Genomic DNA, 14,362 nt, shown 5'->3' with positions numbered 1-14,362 from the left:
GACCCTCGCGCTCGCGGCTGCTTAAGAACTACTTCTTGAGCGAGCCCGACCAGGTGTTGGCAGCCTGGTTGTAGACCGTAGCGGTCTCACCGTCGAAGTACGGCGAGGAGCTGTAGTCGTAACGGTCGTTGCCGTCCTGGTCGTGGAAGATGCTGGTGACGCCGTTGACGTAGCCCAGACGCTTGGTGTTGCTGTACTTGATGAGCCACGGGGAGCCGTCGGCACCCGGGGTCATCGCGCACTTCAGAGCGATGTGCTCCTCAGCCTTGTACGCAGCGGAGGCGTAGGTCTTGCCAGAGGTGGCGCCGTAGCACCACTTCGGCGTGACACCGGTGTAGGCCTTGTGGCCGTCCTTGTGGGCGTCGGCCGGGTAACCGAAGACGAAGACCTTGCCACCGGTCTTCTGGTTCCAGGAGACACCCTGGCCACCGACGTTGTTGCCCAGGGCGCCCAGGTCCTTGTTGACGTCCTTGACGATGTAGAAGTCAGAGGCGAAGTAGCTAACCTTGACTTCCTTCTTCACCCAGTACTTAACGAAGTAGTGGGTGATCGTGAAGTTGCCCTTTTCGTCAATCTTCTGGTAGCCCGGGCCGTCGTAGGCCTTGTACTGCGACGCGGTGACGTGCTCGACGAGCGTCGCGCCAGCGGCCTTGCTGCCGTTGACCTTGCCGGTCGGAGCAGCGTCGAACTGGCCCTTGGAAACTTCCTTGAGGACCTTGATGGCACCCGGGTAGTCGGGGCCGACCACGTCACTCAGGTCAGAAGCCTTGGCCCAGCAGTCAGCCGTCTCGCCACCGTTGTAGTCGACGCACTTCTTGTAGTCCGCCTCAGAGATGGCGCGCGCCTTGTCGAACTTGACGCCCTCGTACTTGTCGAACTCGGCCTTGGTCACCTTGGTGGGGGTGCCGCCGCCAGGCTGGACGCCGTTGTACACGGTCACGAACGCGTAGTCGCGGTCGCGGTCGTTGTACACCGAGAAGTCGTAGTGCGTGAAGGCCGTCTTGCCGACGTAGATGCCGTAAGGGGTCTTGCCCTGGTAGTAACCCGGGACGAACACCCACTTGTCCATGACGCTGGCGTTCTTGTCGTCGTCGTAGACGCAGTGACCGGCGGTCGCGACCAGGTTCTTGTACTTGCCCTGGATCGAGGTGCCGGAGCACCACTTCAGGTCGCCCTTGTCGTTGACGAAGAACACCTTGCCGATGGTCTTCGGCAGGTTGATGTTCTTGGTCTTCGAGGCGACCTTCGTCTCCTCGCCGATCGGCTTGATCTCGTTAGCCTTGGTGTCGGGCGTATAACCGCCGCTGACCTTGAGCTTCGAGGTGGCCTTGGTCTCCCAGGTGTAGGGAGTCGCCTTGGCGAGGTTGTTGGTGTGCCCGTTGGCCGCGAACCAGAAGTCGACCACTGCCTGAGCGGCAGGGGCGTCCTTGGCCATGGTGTCCGACGCCCAGTCGGGAACCGAGTTGGCGTTGGCGGTACCGGCCAGGCCGGCGGCCAGCAGACCGGTGGCCAGAATGGCGCCACCGGCGGGGAGGAGGATGCGCTTCAAGGTAACTCCTTGGTCTGTCGTGGAACGCTTTCTGCGCCCCATGCGTCAGTAAAGGGATAGCCAGGAACATACAGTGTGGATCTTGAAGTCGGGTAGCCGCTTTGCCAGGAAAAGATGGGACAAGGCGGGCGTGACCGTTCCGTGATGTTTAGCCGGCCGATGCGGATGAGGCGGGCAAAGGGGGCGGAGGGCGCATCTCCGCAGATCAACATAAGGGTGTTGTTAGTGTGACGACAGGGTCGGCAGTGTCCCGCCGGCTCCACCTACGTTGCTGATGTGACGCAGATCACAGTGACTTGGTGGCACCGTATCGGGCTCCCATGCGTCCAAAGCCTTCACATCTCCGGCCCGGAAACAGCCGAAGGGCCCGGCGGTGCCGGGCCCTTCGGGTCTAACAGGTGACGATGCGGTGAAACCGATCGCTCAGCGTGACTAGACGATCTTGCCGGACCACACGTTGGCGGCGGCCTTGTAGACCGTGTTGGTCTCGCCGTCGAAGTACGGCGAGGAGATGTAGTCAACGCGGTTGTTGTTGTCCTGGTCGTTGAAGGTGCTGGTGACACCGTTCACGTAGCCGAGACGCTTGGAGTTGCTGTAGTTGAGGAGCCAGGGACCACCGTCGGCGCCCTCGGTCATCGCACACTTGAGCGCGACGTGCTCCTCGATCTTCTTGGAGGCCGACCCGACCAGCTTCTTCGTGGTCTTGCCGTAGCACCACTTCGGCGTGGTGCCGGTGTAGTTCTTGTGACCGTCGGGGTGCGGTCCGGCGGGGTAGCCGAATACGCGGACGATCTTCTGGGTCGGCTGGTTCCACGAGAAGCCCTGGCCGCCGACGTTGTCGCCGAGACGGCCCGCGTCCTTGATGAAACCGTCGATGACGTAGAAGGTCGTCTTGTAGTACTTGATCGACGAGGTCTCCTTCACCCAGTACTTGGTGAAGTAGTGGGTGATCGTGTAGTTGCCCTTGTCATCGATCTTCTGGTAGCCCGGGCCCTTGTAGGCCTTGTACTGGGACTGAGTGACGTGCTCGACGACCGTCGCGTTGACGGCCTTGGCGCCGTTGCGCTTGCCGGTCGGGGCGGCGGTGTACTCGTCCTTGGAGACTTCCTTCAGGACCTTGATCGCGCCCTTGTAGTCCGGGCCGACGACGTCCTGATTCTTGGAGGCCTTCGCCCAGCAGTCCGGAGTCTCACCGCCGTGGTAGTCCTTGCACTTCTGGTACTCGGCTTCGGAGATCTCAACGTCCTTGGCTTCCTTGACGCCATCGAACTTGTCCCACTCGGACTTGGAGACCTTCTTCGGAGTACCGCCGCCGATCTTGACGCCGTTGTAGACGGCCACGAACGCGTAGTCGCGGTCGTAGTCCTCGTACACCTCGAAGTCGTAGTGCGTGTACGCCGTCTTGCCGACGTAGATGCCCCACGGAGCCTTGCCCTGGTAGTAGCCCGGGACGAAGACCCACTTGTCCATGACGTCCGTGTTACCGGAGGTGTCGTACACACAGTGGCCGGCGGTGGCCACCAGGTTGCGGTACTTGGACTGGATCGAAGTGGCGGAGCACCACTTGCGCTCGCCCTTCTTGTTGACGAAGAACACCTTGCCGATGGTCTTCGGCATGTTGACGTTCTGCGACTTGGACGAGCTCTTCGTCTCCTCGCCGATGGGCTTGGTGCTGCCCGGCTTGGTGTCGGAGCTGTAACCGCCCTTGCTCTGGAGCTTGGCGACGTCGTTGTGGCTCCAGACGTTCGACTCCTTCGCGGCCTTCAGGGCAGCACCGTTGGAAGCCGCCCAGTAGTCGGCGATGGCCTTCGCGTTGGCCGCGCTCGTCGCCATCGGGTCCTTGGCGACGTCGGAGGTGACCGTGGCAGTGGCCGTGCCGGCGAGGCCGGCGGCCAGCATGCCGGTGGCCAGGATGGCGCCACCGGCGGGAATGAGGATGCGCTTCAAGGGAACTGCTCCTTGGTCTGTCGTGGGCCGCAACATGCGGCCCATGCGTCAGTAAAGGGATAGCAAGGAACATAGCGCGGTGATCTCCGCAGGTGAAAGCCGTTGTGGAGGCTTCGGCATGAACCCCAATCGCCGTGACCATTTCGTTACATGTCAGAGGTGAAAGCGGCAAGTGATCGTTCGGGCGCGTCTGTGCAGGGTATGCCGGGGCTGTGAAGGATGGGACGAAAGTGCCGTTAGTCCTTGTGCGCGAAGCATCGGCGCCGCAAATGTGACTTAGATCACAGGAACCGGATTTGCCTCTACTCCGTCTAAGATTGCTCGATCTTCACAGGGAACGTTCAGGTTCGGGCCTCCGGACCCAGAAAAGGGGGTCCGGCCGAAGCCGGACCCCCTCAAGAAGGTGTGCGCTACTTGTAGAGCTCGCCCTTCGGGCCGACGATCTTGCCGGACCACACGTTCCTGGCGGCCTCGTAGACCGCCGCGGTCTCACCGTCGAAGTACGGCGAGGTGATGTAGTCGATGCGGTCGTTGCCGTCCTGGTCGGCGAAGGTGCTGGCGACGCCGTTGACGTAGCCGAGGCGCTTGCCGTTGCTGTACTGCGTCAGCCAGGGAGCGCCGTCGAAGCCGGGGGTCACGGCGCACTTGAGGCCGATGTGCTCCTGGATCTTGAGCCAAGGGGCGCCGACCGTCTTCGCGGTGGTCCGGCCGTAGCAGTGCTTCGGCGTGACGCCGCTGTAGGGCTTGTCGCCGTCGGGCTGCGCCGCCGAGGGGTAGCCGAAGGTGCGGACCGTCCGGTTGGAGGCCTGGTTCCAGGAGAAGCCCTGGCCGCCGACGTTGTCGCCGAGCCGGCCCACGTCCTTGGACAGCAGGATGTAGTGCTTGCCGCCCCAGGAGCGCTTGGGACCGCTGAAGCGCTTGTAGTCGCGGCTGCTCACCCGCTTGGCGCCGTTGAACTGGATGCCGTTGTAGACGGTGACGAACGCGAAGTCGCGGTCGTAGTCCTCGTAGACGTCGAAGTCGTGGTGGGTGAACGCCGTCTTGCCGACGTAGATGCCCCACGGGGTCTTGCCCTCGTAGTAGCCGGGCACGAAGACCCAGTTGTCCAGCAGTGCGGTGTTGGTGTCGGTGTCGTACACGCAGTGCCCGGCCGTGGCGACCAGGTTGCGGTAGTTCGACTGGATCGACGTGGCCGAGCACCAGCGGAACTTGCCGGAGCCGTCGACGAAGAACACCTTGCCGACCGTCTTGGGCAGGTTCACGTTCTGGGAGTTGGACGAGGACCGCTCGGAGCCGCCGGGGGCGGTGCTGCCGGGACGGCCGTCGGGGTTGTAGCCGCCCTTGGAGACGACCTTCCTCACCTGGTTGGAATCCCAGGTGTAGGCCGTGGCCCGGCGGAGCGCCGCGCCGTTGGAGGCGAGCCAGAACGATGCGACGGAGGCGGCCTGGCTGGTGTTCCTGGCCATCGGGTCGGTCGCCACATCGCCGGCGGCCTGTACGGCGCCCGTCAGACCGGTCGTGAGCAGGCCGGTCGCCAGGGCGGCGCCACCAACGGGAAGGAGGATTCGCTTCACAAACATCTCCAGGCTTTTCCTTTAGCTGACGCGGCGCCTTCGTGCGCCCCGAAGGTCAGCGAACGGACAGCGGGAACCGTACAGCGCTGACTGTGACCGCGTGGCGGCTCACTGGATCATGTCAACGGCTAGAGGGCCGTCGTGATCGTCCCGAGATGCGGATCGAAGCTGATCACCGCGCGTGACCGGCGAGTGACGTATGAGCTACGTCACATTTGTCGGAGTGGTCTGTGCGGCGGCGTGCCGGTAGGCCTCTCCGGTGACGACGCTGAAGTACGGTGAGGACACCGCGTCGAACTCGCCCTTGGCGTCAGTGTTCCAGGTCAGGCTGTTGACGCCGATCAGATTGCCGAGCCGCTTGTCCGCCTGCCAGTTGTAGACCCACGGCCCGCCGCTGGCGCCCTTGCTGAAGTTGCAGGGGGCGAGCTGGACGCCGAAGTTGAGGTCGAGGGCGGGGGCCACGGCCTTTCGGGTGCCGCCCACGCAGGGCTGCAGCGCCACGCCGTTGAACGGCTGACTGCCGTCGGGCTGTGGGCCGGCCGCGTAGCCGAACGCGTAGATCTTGCTGAGCGGAGACCTTCTGCTGAGCTCCAGGCCCAGGCCGCCGACGTTGTCCTGCAGCTGGCCGACGTCCTTGGCGACGTACTTGGCGCCCTGCTTCTGCCAGGTGAAGCCGCGGTGCACGGTCACGAACGCGTAGTCGTAGTCGTAGTCGTTCTTGCCCGGCCAGTCCTCGTGCATGCTGATGGAGGAGCCGACGTAGATGCCGTCGGGTGTCTCACCGTTGGCGCCCGGATTGGGAACGAAGATCCAGTATGCGGCGGCGTTGCCCTGCCGCGCGTCGTAGGCGCAGTGGGCGGCCGTGGCGACCACGCTGTGGTTCTTGGCCGCGACGGAGCTGGCCGAGCACCAATACTCCTTGCTGCCGAAGCGGAAGAAGACCTTCCCCATGGTCCTGGCCGTGCCCTTGTTGGGCGCGGCGGGCGGTGCCGCCTGGGAGGTCCGCAGTGCCGAGGCGGCGGCCGTGCTCGGCGCGTTGACGGCGCCCCCCGAGGCCGCCTTCGCCGCCGGCGCGGGCTTCGAGCTCGGCGTGGCGGGACTGTAGCTGTCGGCCTTCTTGAGCTGCTCCGGCTTCCAGTAGTTGGCGACCTGCTGCACGTCCGCCCTGGTCTTGGTGAGCATCACCTTGTAGACCTTGGAGGCGGCCGAGGTGTCCGCGATCTTGGTGGCCACCGAGGCGGCCGAGACCCCCGCGAAGGCAGGCAGCATCAGCAGCGCGCCGCTGAGCGCGGCTGCTGCCAGGTGCCTGGCCCGGGGGATCATGAATTGCCTTTCTGAGGTCGTAACGGTGGATTTTTCCAGATCGACTGGTCTATTGCAGCTGGGATAGGCATTTGTTATCTGGTCAGCGTGGACCGCGGTCTATAAGGACCGCGTCAAGCGTCTCGCCGCGCCCGCCGGTCAATGATCCTATAGGACAGACGTCGCCGCAGGTCACGGACCCCCTGGGGGATGTGAATGGACGGTTGTTTCTGGTGCGGCTTTCGTGGTGGTACGTCTGTCGAACGGATCTTGTCGATCTTGCTTGCCATTAACGATCATGAATGCCCGAAGGCCCCGGTCCGGCGAGATTCGGGGCCTTCGGCTGTCATCCGTGGTTACGACATGTTGCCGGTCCAGCGATTGGCGGCGGCCTTGTAGACCTTGTAGGTGTCGGTGTTGAAGTACGGCGACGAAATGTGGTCGTAGCGGTCGTTGCCGTCGGTGTCCCACGCGACGCTGTTGACACCGATCAGGTAACCGGTGCGGGTCGAGCTCCGGTAGCCGTAGAGGAACGGTCCGCCACCGGCGCCGGCGGTGAAGGCGCACCTGACGCCGACGTGCTCCTGTAGGTCGTACTTCGGCGCGGCCGGCATCGGGGTCGTCCTGCCGTGGCACCACTTCATCGTGCGGCCACTGAACGGCCGGTCGCCGTCGGGGTGCTCACCCGCCGGATAGCCGAAGGAGAAGACCTTCGCCTTGGGGTCGCGGTTCCAGGTGAAGCCCTGGCCGCCCACGTTGTCACCCAGCCGGCCGACGTTCCTGACCTGCCGGCGCCACTGGCCGTAGGTCTTCGCGCTGGTGACCTTGATGCCGTTGTGGACGTTGACGAAGGCATAGTCGAAGTCGAAGTCCTCACGCACCACGAAGTCGTCGTGCGCGTTGAACGTCCTGGCCGCGTAGATGCCGTACGGCGCCCTTCCGTCCCCGTCCCGGTAGGACGGAATGAAGATCCAGTTGGTGTAGAAGGCGTTCTGCCCGATGTCGTAGACGCAGTGCGCCGACGTGGCCACCAGGTTGCGGTACTTACCCTGCACCGAGGTCGCCGAGCAGTACCTCCAGTTCTTCGGGTTACGCGGGTCCGTTCTCGGCAGGGTGAAGAACACCCGGCCGACGGTGTTCGGCAGGTCGACCTTCCTGGCCTTCTCGGTCTTTGCCTGCTCGCCGTTCGGAGGGACGGTTCCGGCCGGGCCGTCGGGGACGGAATCGCCGCCCCTGACGCCTCGGGAACGCATGTCGATGCCGTCGTCGTGGTCCGTGGCCCGCCTGATCCGCTCAGGTGTCCAGAACTGGACCGCCTGCTCGGCGGGGGTGGCCGCGTGCTGCGACACGACATCCGGGGGTGCGGTGGCGCTCGCCGCGACGTCGCTCACGAGTCCGATGGCCAGGGTGGCGGCCATCAGTCCCGCGAGGGGGGTCGCGACGCGCCTTGCTCGGGAAGACATGGTGCTCCTCTCAGTTCTCGGCGGCCCAGAGCGGGGTGCTGTGCCCCGGTGGGCCAGGAAAACGATCGGAACGTTATTGAATGGCGCGACCGATCGGCCAGGAAGCGACAGGAAAAAGCATGGAACGGTTTCGTCCCGTGCGCTAAACCGTCGAATCTCAGCTATTACTAAAAAGCATTCGCCCAGGTGGGAAGGGCTATCGTCATCGCCGGTAACAGTGGTAACACTGATTATCAAAAGCCACTCACCATCGACAGAATATTATTCTGATTAGATGGGTGGCATGGATCCACGCACCCCCTGCCTCATCGGCGTCGCCCAGCGCACGGTCCGTCGGCAGCCCGGCCCCGAGCCACTCGACCTGTGGGAGGAGACGGCGCGCGCCGCCGCCCGCGAAGCCCTGCTCCCCGTGGACCGCCTCGACTCGATCCAGATCGTGTACACCGACTCCTGGCAGTACGACTCCCCGACCGGCCGGCTCGCCGACCGGCTCGGCGCCACCCCGCGCCACCGCGCCTACTCCAAGGTCAGCGGTACGGCGCCGCAGGTGCTCATCGGTGCCGCCGCGTCCCGGATCGCGGCGGGGGAGCTCGACTCGGCCCTGATCGCCGGAGCCGAGGCGCTCGCCACCCGCCGCGCCTACAGGCAGGCCGGCGAGCGGGTGCCGTGGAGCCATGCCGCCCACCCCAAACCGCCCTACGGCTGGGAACGGCCGCCGCACCCGGCCGAGCTCGCGCACGAGCTGTTCCTGCCGGTGCACACCTACGCGATCATGGAAACGGCCCGGCGGGCGGCGCACGGCCTCTCGATCGAGCAGGAGATGCGCGACCGGGGCCGCATGATGGCGCCGATGACCGAGGTGGCCGCCGCCAACCCGCACGCCTGGCGGCGTACCCCTCGCACGCCCGAGGAACTGGTGACGGGCAACCGGTTCGTCGGCTGGCCGTACACCAGGAACACCGTGGCCGTGATGGAGGTCGACCAGGCGGCCGCCGTCATCCTGGCCAGCACCGAGCTCGCTGACCGGCTCGGCGTTCCGCACGACCGGCGCCTCTACTTGCGCGGCTGGGCCTACGCCGAGGACACCTGGGAAGTCGCGGCCCGGCCCGCGCTCGGCTCGTCGCGGGCCATCGCCAGCGCGGCGGCCTCGGCGTTCGCGCGCGCCGGTCTGGGCCTGGACGACATGGGCGCGCTCGACCTCTACAGCTGCTTCGCCATCGCGCTGCGCCAGGCCTGTGACGCCATCGGGCTCGACCCGACGGACCGGCGCGGGCTCACCGTCACCGGCGGTCTGCCGTACGCGGGCGGTCCCGCCAGCGACTACGTGCTCCACTCCACCGCCACGATGGCCGCCCGGCTGCTCGCGCGGCGGGGCCCTGGGGATCACGGCCTGGTCACCGGGGTGGGCATGCACCTGACCAAGCACACCTACGCCGTCTGGTCCACCGAGCCCGGCGGCGCGCTGGGAGACGGCGAGCCGGTGTTCGCCGCCGAGCCGGTGCCGATCGTCGCCGCCTGCGAGGGGCCCGCCGTGGTGGCCGGCTACACGGTCGCGCACGACAGGGACGGGGCGCCGCAGAAGGGCATCCTCGTCGTCGACCTGCCTTCGGGCGGGCGAGCGTACGCCCAGGTGACCCGGCAGGAGCTGATGGCCGACGCCGAGTCCCGCGAGCTGGTCGGGCAGCCGGTCGAGCTGTCGACCGACGGCAAGGTCAATGTGGCGAGTTGGTGAGGCTGTAAAAAGGCTGCAAAGATTGTGACGACGTGGTTACTATCCGCTGTTGACATTTTTATGTCGGCGGCGGACGCTGGAGTCATGCGGAGGACCACGGTGCGCATCGACGAAACGCTCCTCAACGAGGCGAAGGCGTACGCGGCACGAAACGGACGCAGTCTCAACTCAGTGATGGAGGATGCCTTGAGGCAGCTCATGAACCGCTCCACCGAAGTGGCGGAGCGTCCCCCGATCGACCTACCCCTGTCCGGCGACGCCACAGGACCGAAGCTCACGTGGGCAGAGATCACGGAAATGATGGAGCTCGAGGACATCGAGCGCGTCATCGGGGAGGTGCGGCATGCGGATGCTTGACGTCAACATGCTGGTCAACGCCCAGAGGGCGGATGTTGAGCACCACGAACCCTGTCTCGCCACCGTCAAGGAGATCCTCGGCGGCGATGAGGCTTATGCGGTGAGCGACTTCGTCATCAATGGCTTCATACGCATCGTCACCAACCGCCGGATACCAGGCTCCACGACCTTCGACGTCGCCAGGCGGTTCGCTGACAGTGTCCGAAGCCAGCCGCATGCGGTGATGATTCACGCAGGTGAGCGACACTGGGAGATCTTCACCAAGCTCTGCCGCCAAGCCGGGGCGACGGGCAATCTGATCCCCGATGCCTATCTGGCGGCGCTCGCCATCGAGCATGGTTGTGAATTCGTAACCTGCGACAAGGACTTCGCCAGGTTCGAGGGGTTGCGCTGGCGGTCCCCGCTCAACTGAACTGGGATCACGGCATAAGCCCCATAACTGGCGAGGTTGGTCGTGACCGAGCAGTTCGATGTCATCGAGGCGGGCGGCCGGCGTCCTCGCCGGTGGATCGGGCTGGCGGTCGTCCTGGTGCTGGTGGGAGTGCCGGTCGTCGGGCTGCTCAGCAGCCGCGAACCGGTGGCAGAGCCCGCGCCGAAGCCGCTCCCCAGCTCGTCCCGCACCAGCACGGACAGCGGGCCGAGCCCCAGCAGACTGGAGAGGGTGACGAACGCGCCGAACGTGGTCCACGCACGTGCGGTGGTCGACGGCGACATGGAGGTCCTGGACGTCGTCTTCCCCGACGGGCAGCGGGCCGAGGTGCGCTATCCCGCCGAGCTGAACCTCGACCGGCTGGGGTCACGGCCGTTCCACGGCGTGTGGGTGGACGGCCGCTACCGGCAGCTCGTCGCCCCCTACAACGGCGAGATCGAGGTGACCAAGGGCGGGGAGCCGATCAGGGAGTTCGCCCCCAATGTCACGCTGTGGCCGCGTCAATCCGGCAGCGCCTCGTACGGGCAGGTGCTGTTGTTCGCGTTCGGGCCGTGGCGGGTGGCGATGTACGACCGCTGGCAGGGGCTGGACTTCGACGACCGGGTGGCCCTGGCCGAGAGGTTACGGGGGAAGGTGACCGACGACGGCTACCTGATCCTGTCAGCGAAGGACGCTCCCGCGGGCACCGGATCCGGCGCGGGTGGCACGGTGAAGATGCGGATGGCGCGGGCGGGTGAGATCGCGATGGGGGATCCGGTCGGGCCGCAGCTCTGGTTCGGCGGCGGTGCCAGCGACATGGTCATGCTGATCCCGACCCCTGGCTGTGCGGAGGTCAGGACCCCGCCGCGCCGGGGCAGATGGCAAGGGCGCGCGGTCAGGGACGTGTGCAGGGGCGGCGTGCGCATCGGAGCCACGGGCGACGACGGCTTCGTCACCGCCGCACTCGACGAGATCCGCGTCAAGCTGAAGTGAGGCCGCTGAAGTAAGGTGCGGCCATGTTCGCCGTTACCGCCACACAGACCGATCCCGACAACCCTCTCGCCGGGCTGACGCTCGGCGAGCGCCCTGAGCCTGAGGTTCCCGACGGATGGACGACCGTCTCGGTGCGGGCGGCCGCGCTCAACCATCACGACCTGTGGACGCTCAAGGGCGTGGGCATCAGGCAGGACCGGCTGCCGATCGTGCTCGGCTGCGACGCGGCCGGCGTGGACGAGGACGGCAACGAGGTCATCGTGCACGCCGTGATCGGCACGGGCGCCGACGAGACGCTGGATCCGAAGCGGTCGCTGCTGTCGGAGCTGCACGACGGCACGTTCGCCGAACGGGTGGCCGTGCCGCGCCGCAACCTCGTGCCGAAGCCGGCCGCGCTGAGCTTCGAGCAGGCTGCCTGCCTGCCCACGGCCTGGCTGACGGCGTACCGGATGCTGTTCGACAAGTCCGGGCTGGAGCCGGGTGCGACGGTGCTCGTCCAGGGGGCGGGCGGCGGGGTCGCGACCGCGCTGATCGCGCTCGGCCGGGCGGCCGGCTACCGGGTCTGGGCGACCAGCCGGTCCGAGGCCAAGCGGGAGCGGGCCAAGGAACTGGGCGCCGACCAGGTCTTCGAGCCGGGCGCGCGACTGCCGGAGCGGGTGGACGCGGTGATGGAGACCGTCGGCCAGGCGACCTGGGATCATTCCCTCAAGTCGCTCAAGCCGGGCGGTCGGATCGTGGTCTGCGGCGCCACCAGCGGCGCGGCCCCGGCCGCCGACCTGAACCGGGTCTTCTTCCTGCAGCTGTCCGTGGCCGGTTCCACCATGGGCACCCGCGACCAGCTTCAGCGCCTGGCCGTCTTCCTGGAGCAAACCGGCCTGCGCCCGGTCATCGACCGGACGCTGCCCCTGACCGAGGCCCGCGACGGTTTCGCGGCCCTGCACGAGGGCGACATCTTTGGCAAAATCGTCTTCACGAACTGAACGTCTTCACGAGCACGCAGGTCAGCCGGCGCCCGCGGGTGTGGGGGCGGTGCGGGGTGATCGCCGGTCGTGCTCACCGGGAGCCTCGGGTGCGGTGGCCGGCTCGGCCGTGGGCGCCTGGTTCCGCCGCTGGGGGACCAGGCGCTGCACCGGAGGGCGCAGGCCGTAGCGGATCATGACCGGAGGGTGTCGCTGAGCCGGGCGGCGGCCTCGTCGAGCGTGGCGCGCAGCTCGTCGAGCTTCTCCCGGGTGATGTGGGAGTCCGACGCCTCGGCGCGCACCCGGGCGACGAAGTCGGCCAGGGCCTCGCCGAGCTCGTTGTCGAGGTCGACCCGGTTCGCCGGCGCCCCGCCCACCGTGCTCCAGACCTCGGCCCAGATCCTGCGCCACTCCTCGCTGAGCCGCTCGCCCTGGCCCTGCCACTGCTGGGCGTGCTCGCTCCACTGGCGCTTCTGCTCGTCCTTGAGCCGCTTGAAGTCCTGTCTCTGGTCGCGGCCGCCGGTGCGGACGTCCTTGGCCATCCGGGTCAGCTCCTCGCGGAGCGACTTGACGGTGTCCCGTACGTCCTCCTTGACCTCGCGGGCGATGTCGCGGACGGAGGCGGAGATCTCCTCCTCCAGGTCGTCGAGCTCGTCGAGGCGGGCGTTGAGCTCGGCGCGGCCCTTGTCGGTGATGGAGAACACCTTCTTGCCGTCGATCACCTCATGGGTGACCAGGCCCTCCTCCTCCAGCCGGGCCAGGCGGGGGTAGATGGTGCCGGGGGAGGGCGAGTAGACGCCGAGGAAGCGGTCCTGCAGCAGCCGGATCACTTCGTAGCCGTGGCGGGGGCTCTCCTCCAGCAGCTTGAGCAGATACAGCCGGAGCCGGCCGTGAGCGAAGACAGGGCTCATTGCTTCTCCCCCTTGAGCAGGGTGACGTCGCCGGAGACGGTCGTGGCCGTGAGGGACGCCATGCCGCCGCCCAGCCGGCCCGTCATCGACTTCGTGGCGGGACCGCTTGATTTGGACACTTCGTCGAACGAGCTGACCAGCCGGCCTGAGGTGGATTTGACCGCCACGTCCGCCTGGGAGTTCTCCGGCAGCCGGACCAGGATGGCGCCGGACATGCTGTGGAGGGTCACATGGCCGGTGGGTCTGAGTCTCAGGTCCGCGGTGATGCGCCCGGAGACGGTGTTGGCGCGCAGCCTGCGCGGGGTGCCGCCGGCGACCGTGAGCTCGCCGGAGACGCTCTTGAACGACAGGTCGCCCTCCATCGCCCGGGTCTCGACGTCGCCGGAGGCGGTTGTGGCGCTCACCTCGCCGCTCACGCCGTCGAGCACGATCTCCCCGGACACGCTCCTGACCTGTGTCATCCGCTCGAACCCGGCCACCACGGCGGAGGCGGTGACGACGCCGGCGTTGACCGTGCAGTGCCGGGGGACGGTGAGGGTGGCCACGGTCCTGCGGCGGTCACGTCGCAGCCAGCCGAGCAGGCCGTCCCAGGTGAGATCCTTGTAGGTGACGCTGAGCTCTCTGGACTCCTCGTCGTAGGTCACCAGGAGCGGGGTGCCCGAGTCGAACTCGGTGACTTCGAGTGTCGGCGGGCCGTCGCTGGCCAGCACGGCCAGTCTCCCGGCGACGATCCGCACGTCAAGGGCATCCACCGGCCCGAACGTGAGCTGCTCAGGCCCCTCGATCGTCCACTGCTGCATGTTTCCGCCCTTCTGGCGATACGTCCCGATAGAAGACACGATATGTCGCGTCTGTCGAAAACTCAAGATGTATCGCGTCTGCGGGCAGAGATCAGTCCTCGTCCTCGTCGTCGAGCCGGGCGAGCCAGGTGGCCAGCCGCTCGACCGGAGTCTCGAACTCAGGGTTCAGGTCGACGAACTCGCGCAGCCGCTCGCCCAGCCACAGGAGGCTGACCTCCTCCTGCCCCCGCCGCTCGACCAGCTCCTCGATCCCCCGGTCGGTGAAGTACATCGTGCTCCATTCATGAATGACCTGTGCCACCTCAAACTTTAGCCAGCACCTGGCACGGGTCCGCCGCGCGGTGAACGCGGTGAGCCCCCGCCAGA

14 protein-coding genes are annotated in these 14,362 nt (G+C 66.6%); 5 read left to right on the top strand and 9 right to left on the bottom strand.

Annotated elements, in window-relative coordinates; all coding sequences use genetic code 11:
* Positions 1 to 28: 28 nt before the first annotated feature.
* From ACIBQX_RS17065 to ACIBQX_RS17045, 5 genes are all read right to left on the bottom strand, one after another.
* Positions 29 to 1,549, bottom strand: a complete 1,521-nt coding sequence (locus tag ACIBQX_RS17065; RefSeq protein WP_397005333.1) for a hypothetical protein — start codon at positions 1,547 to 1,549, stop codon at positions 29 to 31.
* Positions 1,550 to 1,981: 432 nt separating this feature from the next.
* Complete coding sequence (locus ACIBQX_RS17060) at positions 1,982 to 3,496, bottom strand: trypsin-like serine peptidase (protein WP_397005331.1); 1,515 nt, start codon at positions 3,494 to 3,496, stop codon at positions 1,982 to 1,984.
* Between the two features lie 410 nt (positions 3,497 to 3,906).
* A complete protein-coding gene (locus ACIBQX_RS17055; protein WP_397005329.1) occupies positions 3,907 to 5,076 on the bottom strand; it encodes a trypsin-like serine peptidase in 1,170 nt (389 codons plus the stop codon).
* Between the two features lie 198 nt (positions 5,077 to 5,274).
* The gene (locus ACIBQX_RS17050) at positions 5,275 to 6,393 is read right to left on the bottom strand and encodes a trypsin-like serine peptidase (RefSeq protein WP_397005327.1); all 1,119 of its coding nucleotides are present in this window, start codon (positions 6,391 to 6,393) and stop codon (positions 5,275 to 5,277) included.
* Positions 6,394 to 6,728: 335 nt separating this feature from the next.
* Complete coding sequence (locus ACIBQX_RS17045) at positions 6,729 to 7,835, bottom strand: trypsin-like serine peptidase (RefSeq protein ID WP_397005325.1); 1,107 nt, start codon at positions 7,833 to 7,835, stop codon at positions 6,729 to 6,731.
* A gap of 283 nt (positions 7,836 to 8,118) precedes the next feature.
* Between ACIBQX_RS17045 and ACIBQX_RS17040 the strand changes: the two genes are divergently transcribed.
* The 5 genes from ACIBQX_RS17040 (at position 8,119) to ACIBQX_RS17020 (ending at position 12,306) form a co-directional block, all read left to right on the top strand.
* Positions 8,119 to 9,567, top strand: a complete 1,449-nt coding sequence (locus tag ACIBQX_RS17040; protein WP_397005323.1) for an acetyl-CoA synthetase — start codon at positions 8,119 to 8,121, stop codon at positions 9,565 to 9,567.
* Between the two features lie 99 nt (positions 9,568 to 9,666).
* A complete protein-coding gene (locus ACIBQX_RS17035) occupies positions 9,667 to 9,924 on the top strand; it encodes a hypothetical protein (RefSeq protein ID WP_397005321.1) in 258 nt (85 codons plus the stop codon).
* Positions 9,911 to 10,336 (top strand): type II toxin-antitoxin system VapC family toxin, encoded by a 426-nt coding sequence (locus ACIBQX_RS17030; protein WP_397005319.1) that lies wholly within the window; start codon positions 9,911 to 9,913, stop codon positions 10,334 to 10,336. Before ACIBQX_RS17035 ends, ACIBQX_RS17030 begins: the two co-directional genes overlap by 14 nt.
* Before the next feature lie 42 nt (positions 10,337 to 10,378).
* Positions 10,379 to 11,326 carry a hypothetical protein gene (locus ACIBQX_RS17025; protein WP_397005317.1) on the top strand — a complete coding sequence of 316 codons (948 nt, stop codon included), beginning with the start codon at positions 10,379 to 10,381 and terminating at the stop codon, positions 11,324 to 11,326.
* Positions 11,327 to 11,349: 23 nt separating this feature from the next.
* Positions 11,350 to 12,306 carry a zinc-binding dehydrogenase gene (locus ACIBQX_RS17020; protein WP_397005315.1) on the top strand — a complete coding sequence of 319 codons (957 nt, stop codon included), beginning with the start codon at positions 11,350 to 11,352 and terminating at the stop codon, positions 12,304 to 12,306.
* Between the two features lie 21 nt (positions 12,307 to 12,327).
* Here the strand turns inward: ACIBQX_RS17020 and ACIBQX_RS17015 are convergent, their stop codons facing one another.
* From ACIBQX_RS17015 to ACIBQX_RS17000, 4 genes are all read right to left on the bottom strand, one after another.
* Positions 12,328 to 12,483, bottom strand: a complete 156-nt coding sequence (locus ACIBQX_RS17015; RefSeq protein WP_397005313.1) for a hypothetical protein — start codon at positions 12,481 to 12,483, stop codon at positions 12,328 to 12,330.
* Entirely contained in the window at positions 12,480 to 13,196 is a 717-nt protein-coding gene (locus ACIBQX_RS17010) for a PadR family transcriptional regulator (RefSeq protein ID WP_397005311.1), read from the bottom strand. The genes ACIBQX_RS17015 and ACIBQX_RS17010 overlap by 4 nt, the downstream gene beginning before the upstream one ends.
* On the bottom strand, positions 13,193 to 13,996 hold the full coding sequence (locus ACIBQX_RS17005; RefSeq protein WP_397005309.1) for a DUF4097 family beta strand repeat-containing protein: 804 nt from the start codon (positions 13,994 to 13,996) through the stop codon (positions 13,193 to 13,195). The genes ACIBQX_RS17010 and ACIBQX_RS17005 overlap by 4 nt, the downstream gene beginning before the upstream one ends.
* A 91-nt stretch (positions 13,997 to 14,087) precedes the next feature.
* Positions 14,088 to 14,267 carry a DUF6104 family protein gene (locus ACIBQX_RS17000; RefSeq protein ID WP_189136413.1) on the bottom strand — a complete coding sequence of 60 codons (180 nt, stop codon included), beginning with the start codon at positions 14,265 to 14,267 and terminating at the stop codon, positions 14,088 to 14,090.
* Positions 14,268 to 14,362: the final 95 nt, after the last annotated feature.

Source organism: Nonomuraea sp. NPDC049714 (assembly GCF_044465295.1).
Lineage (GTDB): Bacteria > Actinomycetota > Actinomycetes > Streptosporangiales > Streptosporangiaceae > Nonomuraea.
Note: the sequence above shows the minus strand (reverse complement) of the source record. Positions and strands in the feature narration are given on the sequence as shown.

Coding starts and splice junctions, on each gene's coding strand:
- ACIBQX_RS17055 (WP_397005329.1), bottom strand. CDS start 5,076: ATGTTTGTGAAGCGAATCCTCCTTCCCGTTGGTGGCGCCGCCCTGGCG.
- ACIBQX_RS17030 (WP_397005319.1), top strand. CDS start 9,911: ATGCGGATGCTTGACGTCAACATGCTGGTCAACGCCCAGAGGGCGGAT.
- ACIBQX_RS17010 (WP_397005311.1), bottom strand. CDS start 13,196: ATGAGCCCTGTCTTCGCTCACGGCCGGCTCCGGCTGTATCTGCTCAAG.
- ACIBQX_RS17050 (WP_397005327.1), bottom strand. CDS start 6,393: ATGATCCCCCGGGCCAGGCACCTGGCAGCAGCCGCGCTCAGCGGCGCG.
- ACIBQX_RS17005 (WP_397005309.1), bottom strand. CDS start 13,996: ATGCAGCAGTGGACGATCGAGGGGCCTGAGCAGCTCACGTTCGGGCCG.
- ACIBQX_RS17045 (WP_397005325.1), bottom strand. CDS start 7,835: ATGTCTTCCCGAGCAAGGCGCGTCGCGACCCCCCTCGCGGGACTGATG.
- ACIBQX_RS17020 (WP_397005315.1), top strand. CDS start 11,350: ATGTTCGCCGTTACCGCCACACAGACCGATCCCGACAACCCTCTCGCC.
- ACIBQX_RS17015 (WP_397005313.1), bottom strand. CDS start 12,483: ATGATCCGCTACGGCCTGCGCCCTCCGGTGCAGCGCCTGGTCCCCCAG.
- ACIBQX_RS17000 (WP_189136413.1), bottom strand. CDS start 14,267: ATGTACTTCACCGACCGGGGGATCGAGGAGCTGGTCGAGCGGCGGGGG.
- ACIBQX_RS17040 (WP_397005323.1), top strand. CDS start 8,119: ATGGATCCACGCACCCCCTGCCTCATCGGCGTCGCCCAGCGCACGGTC.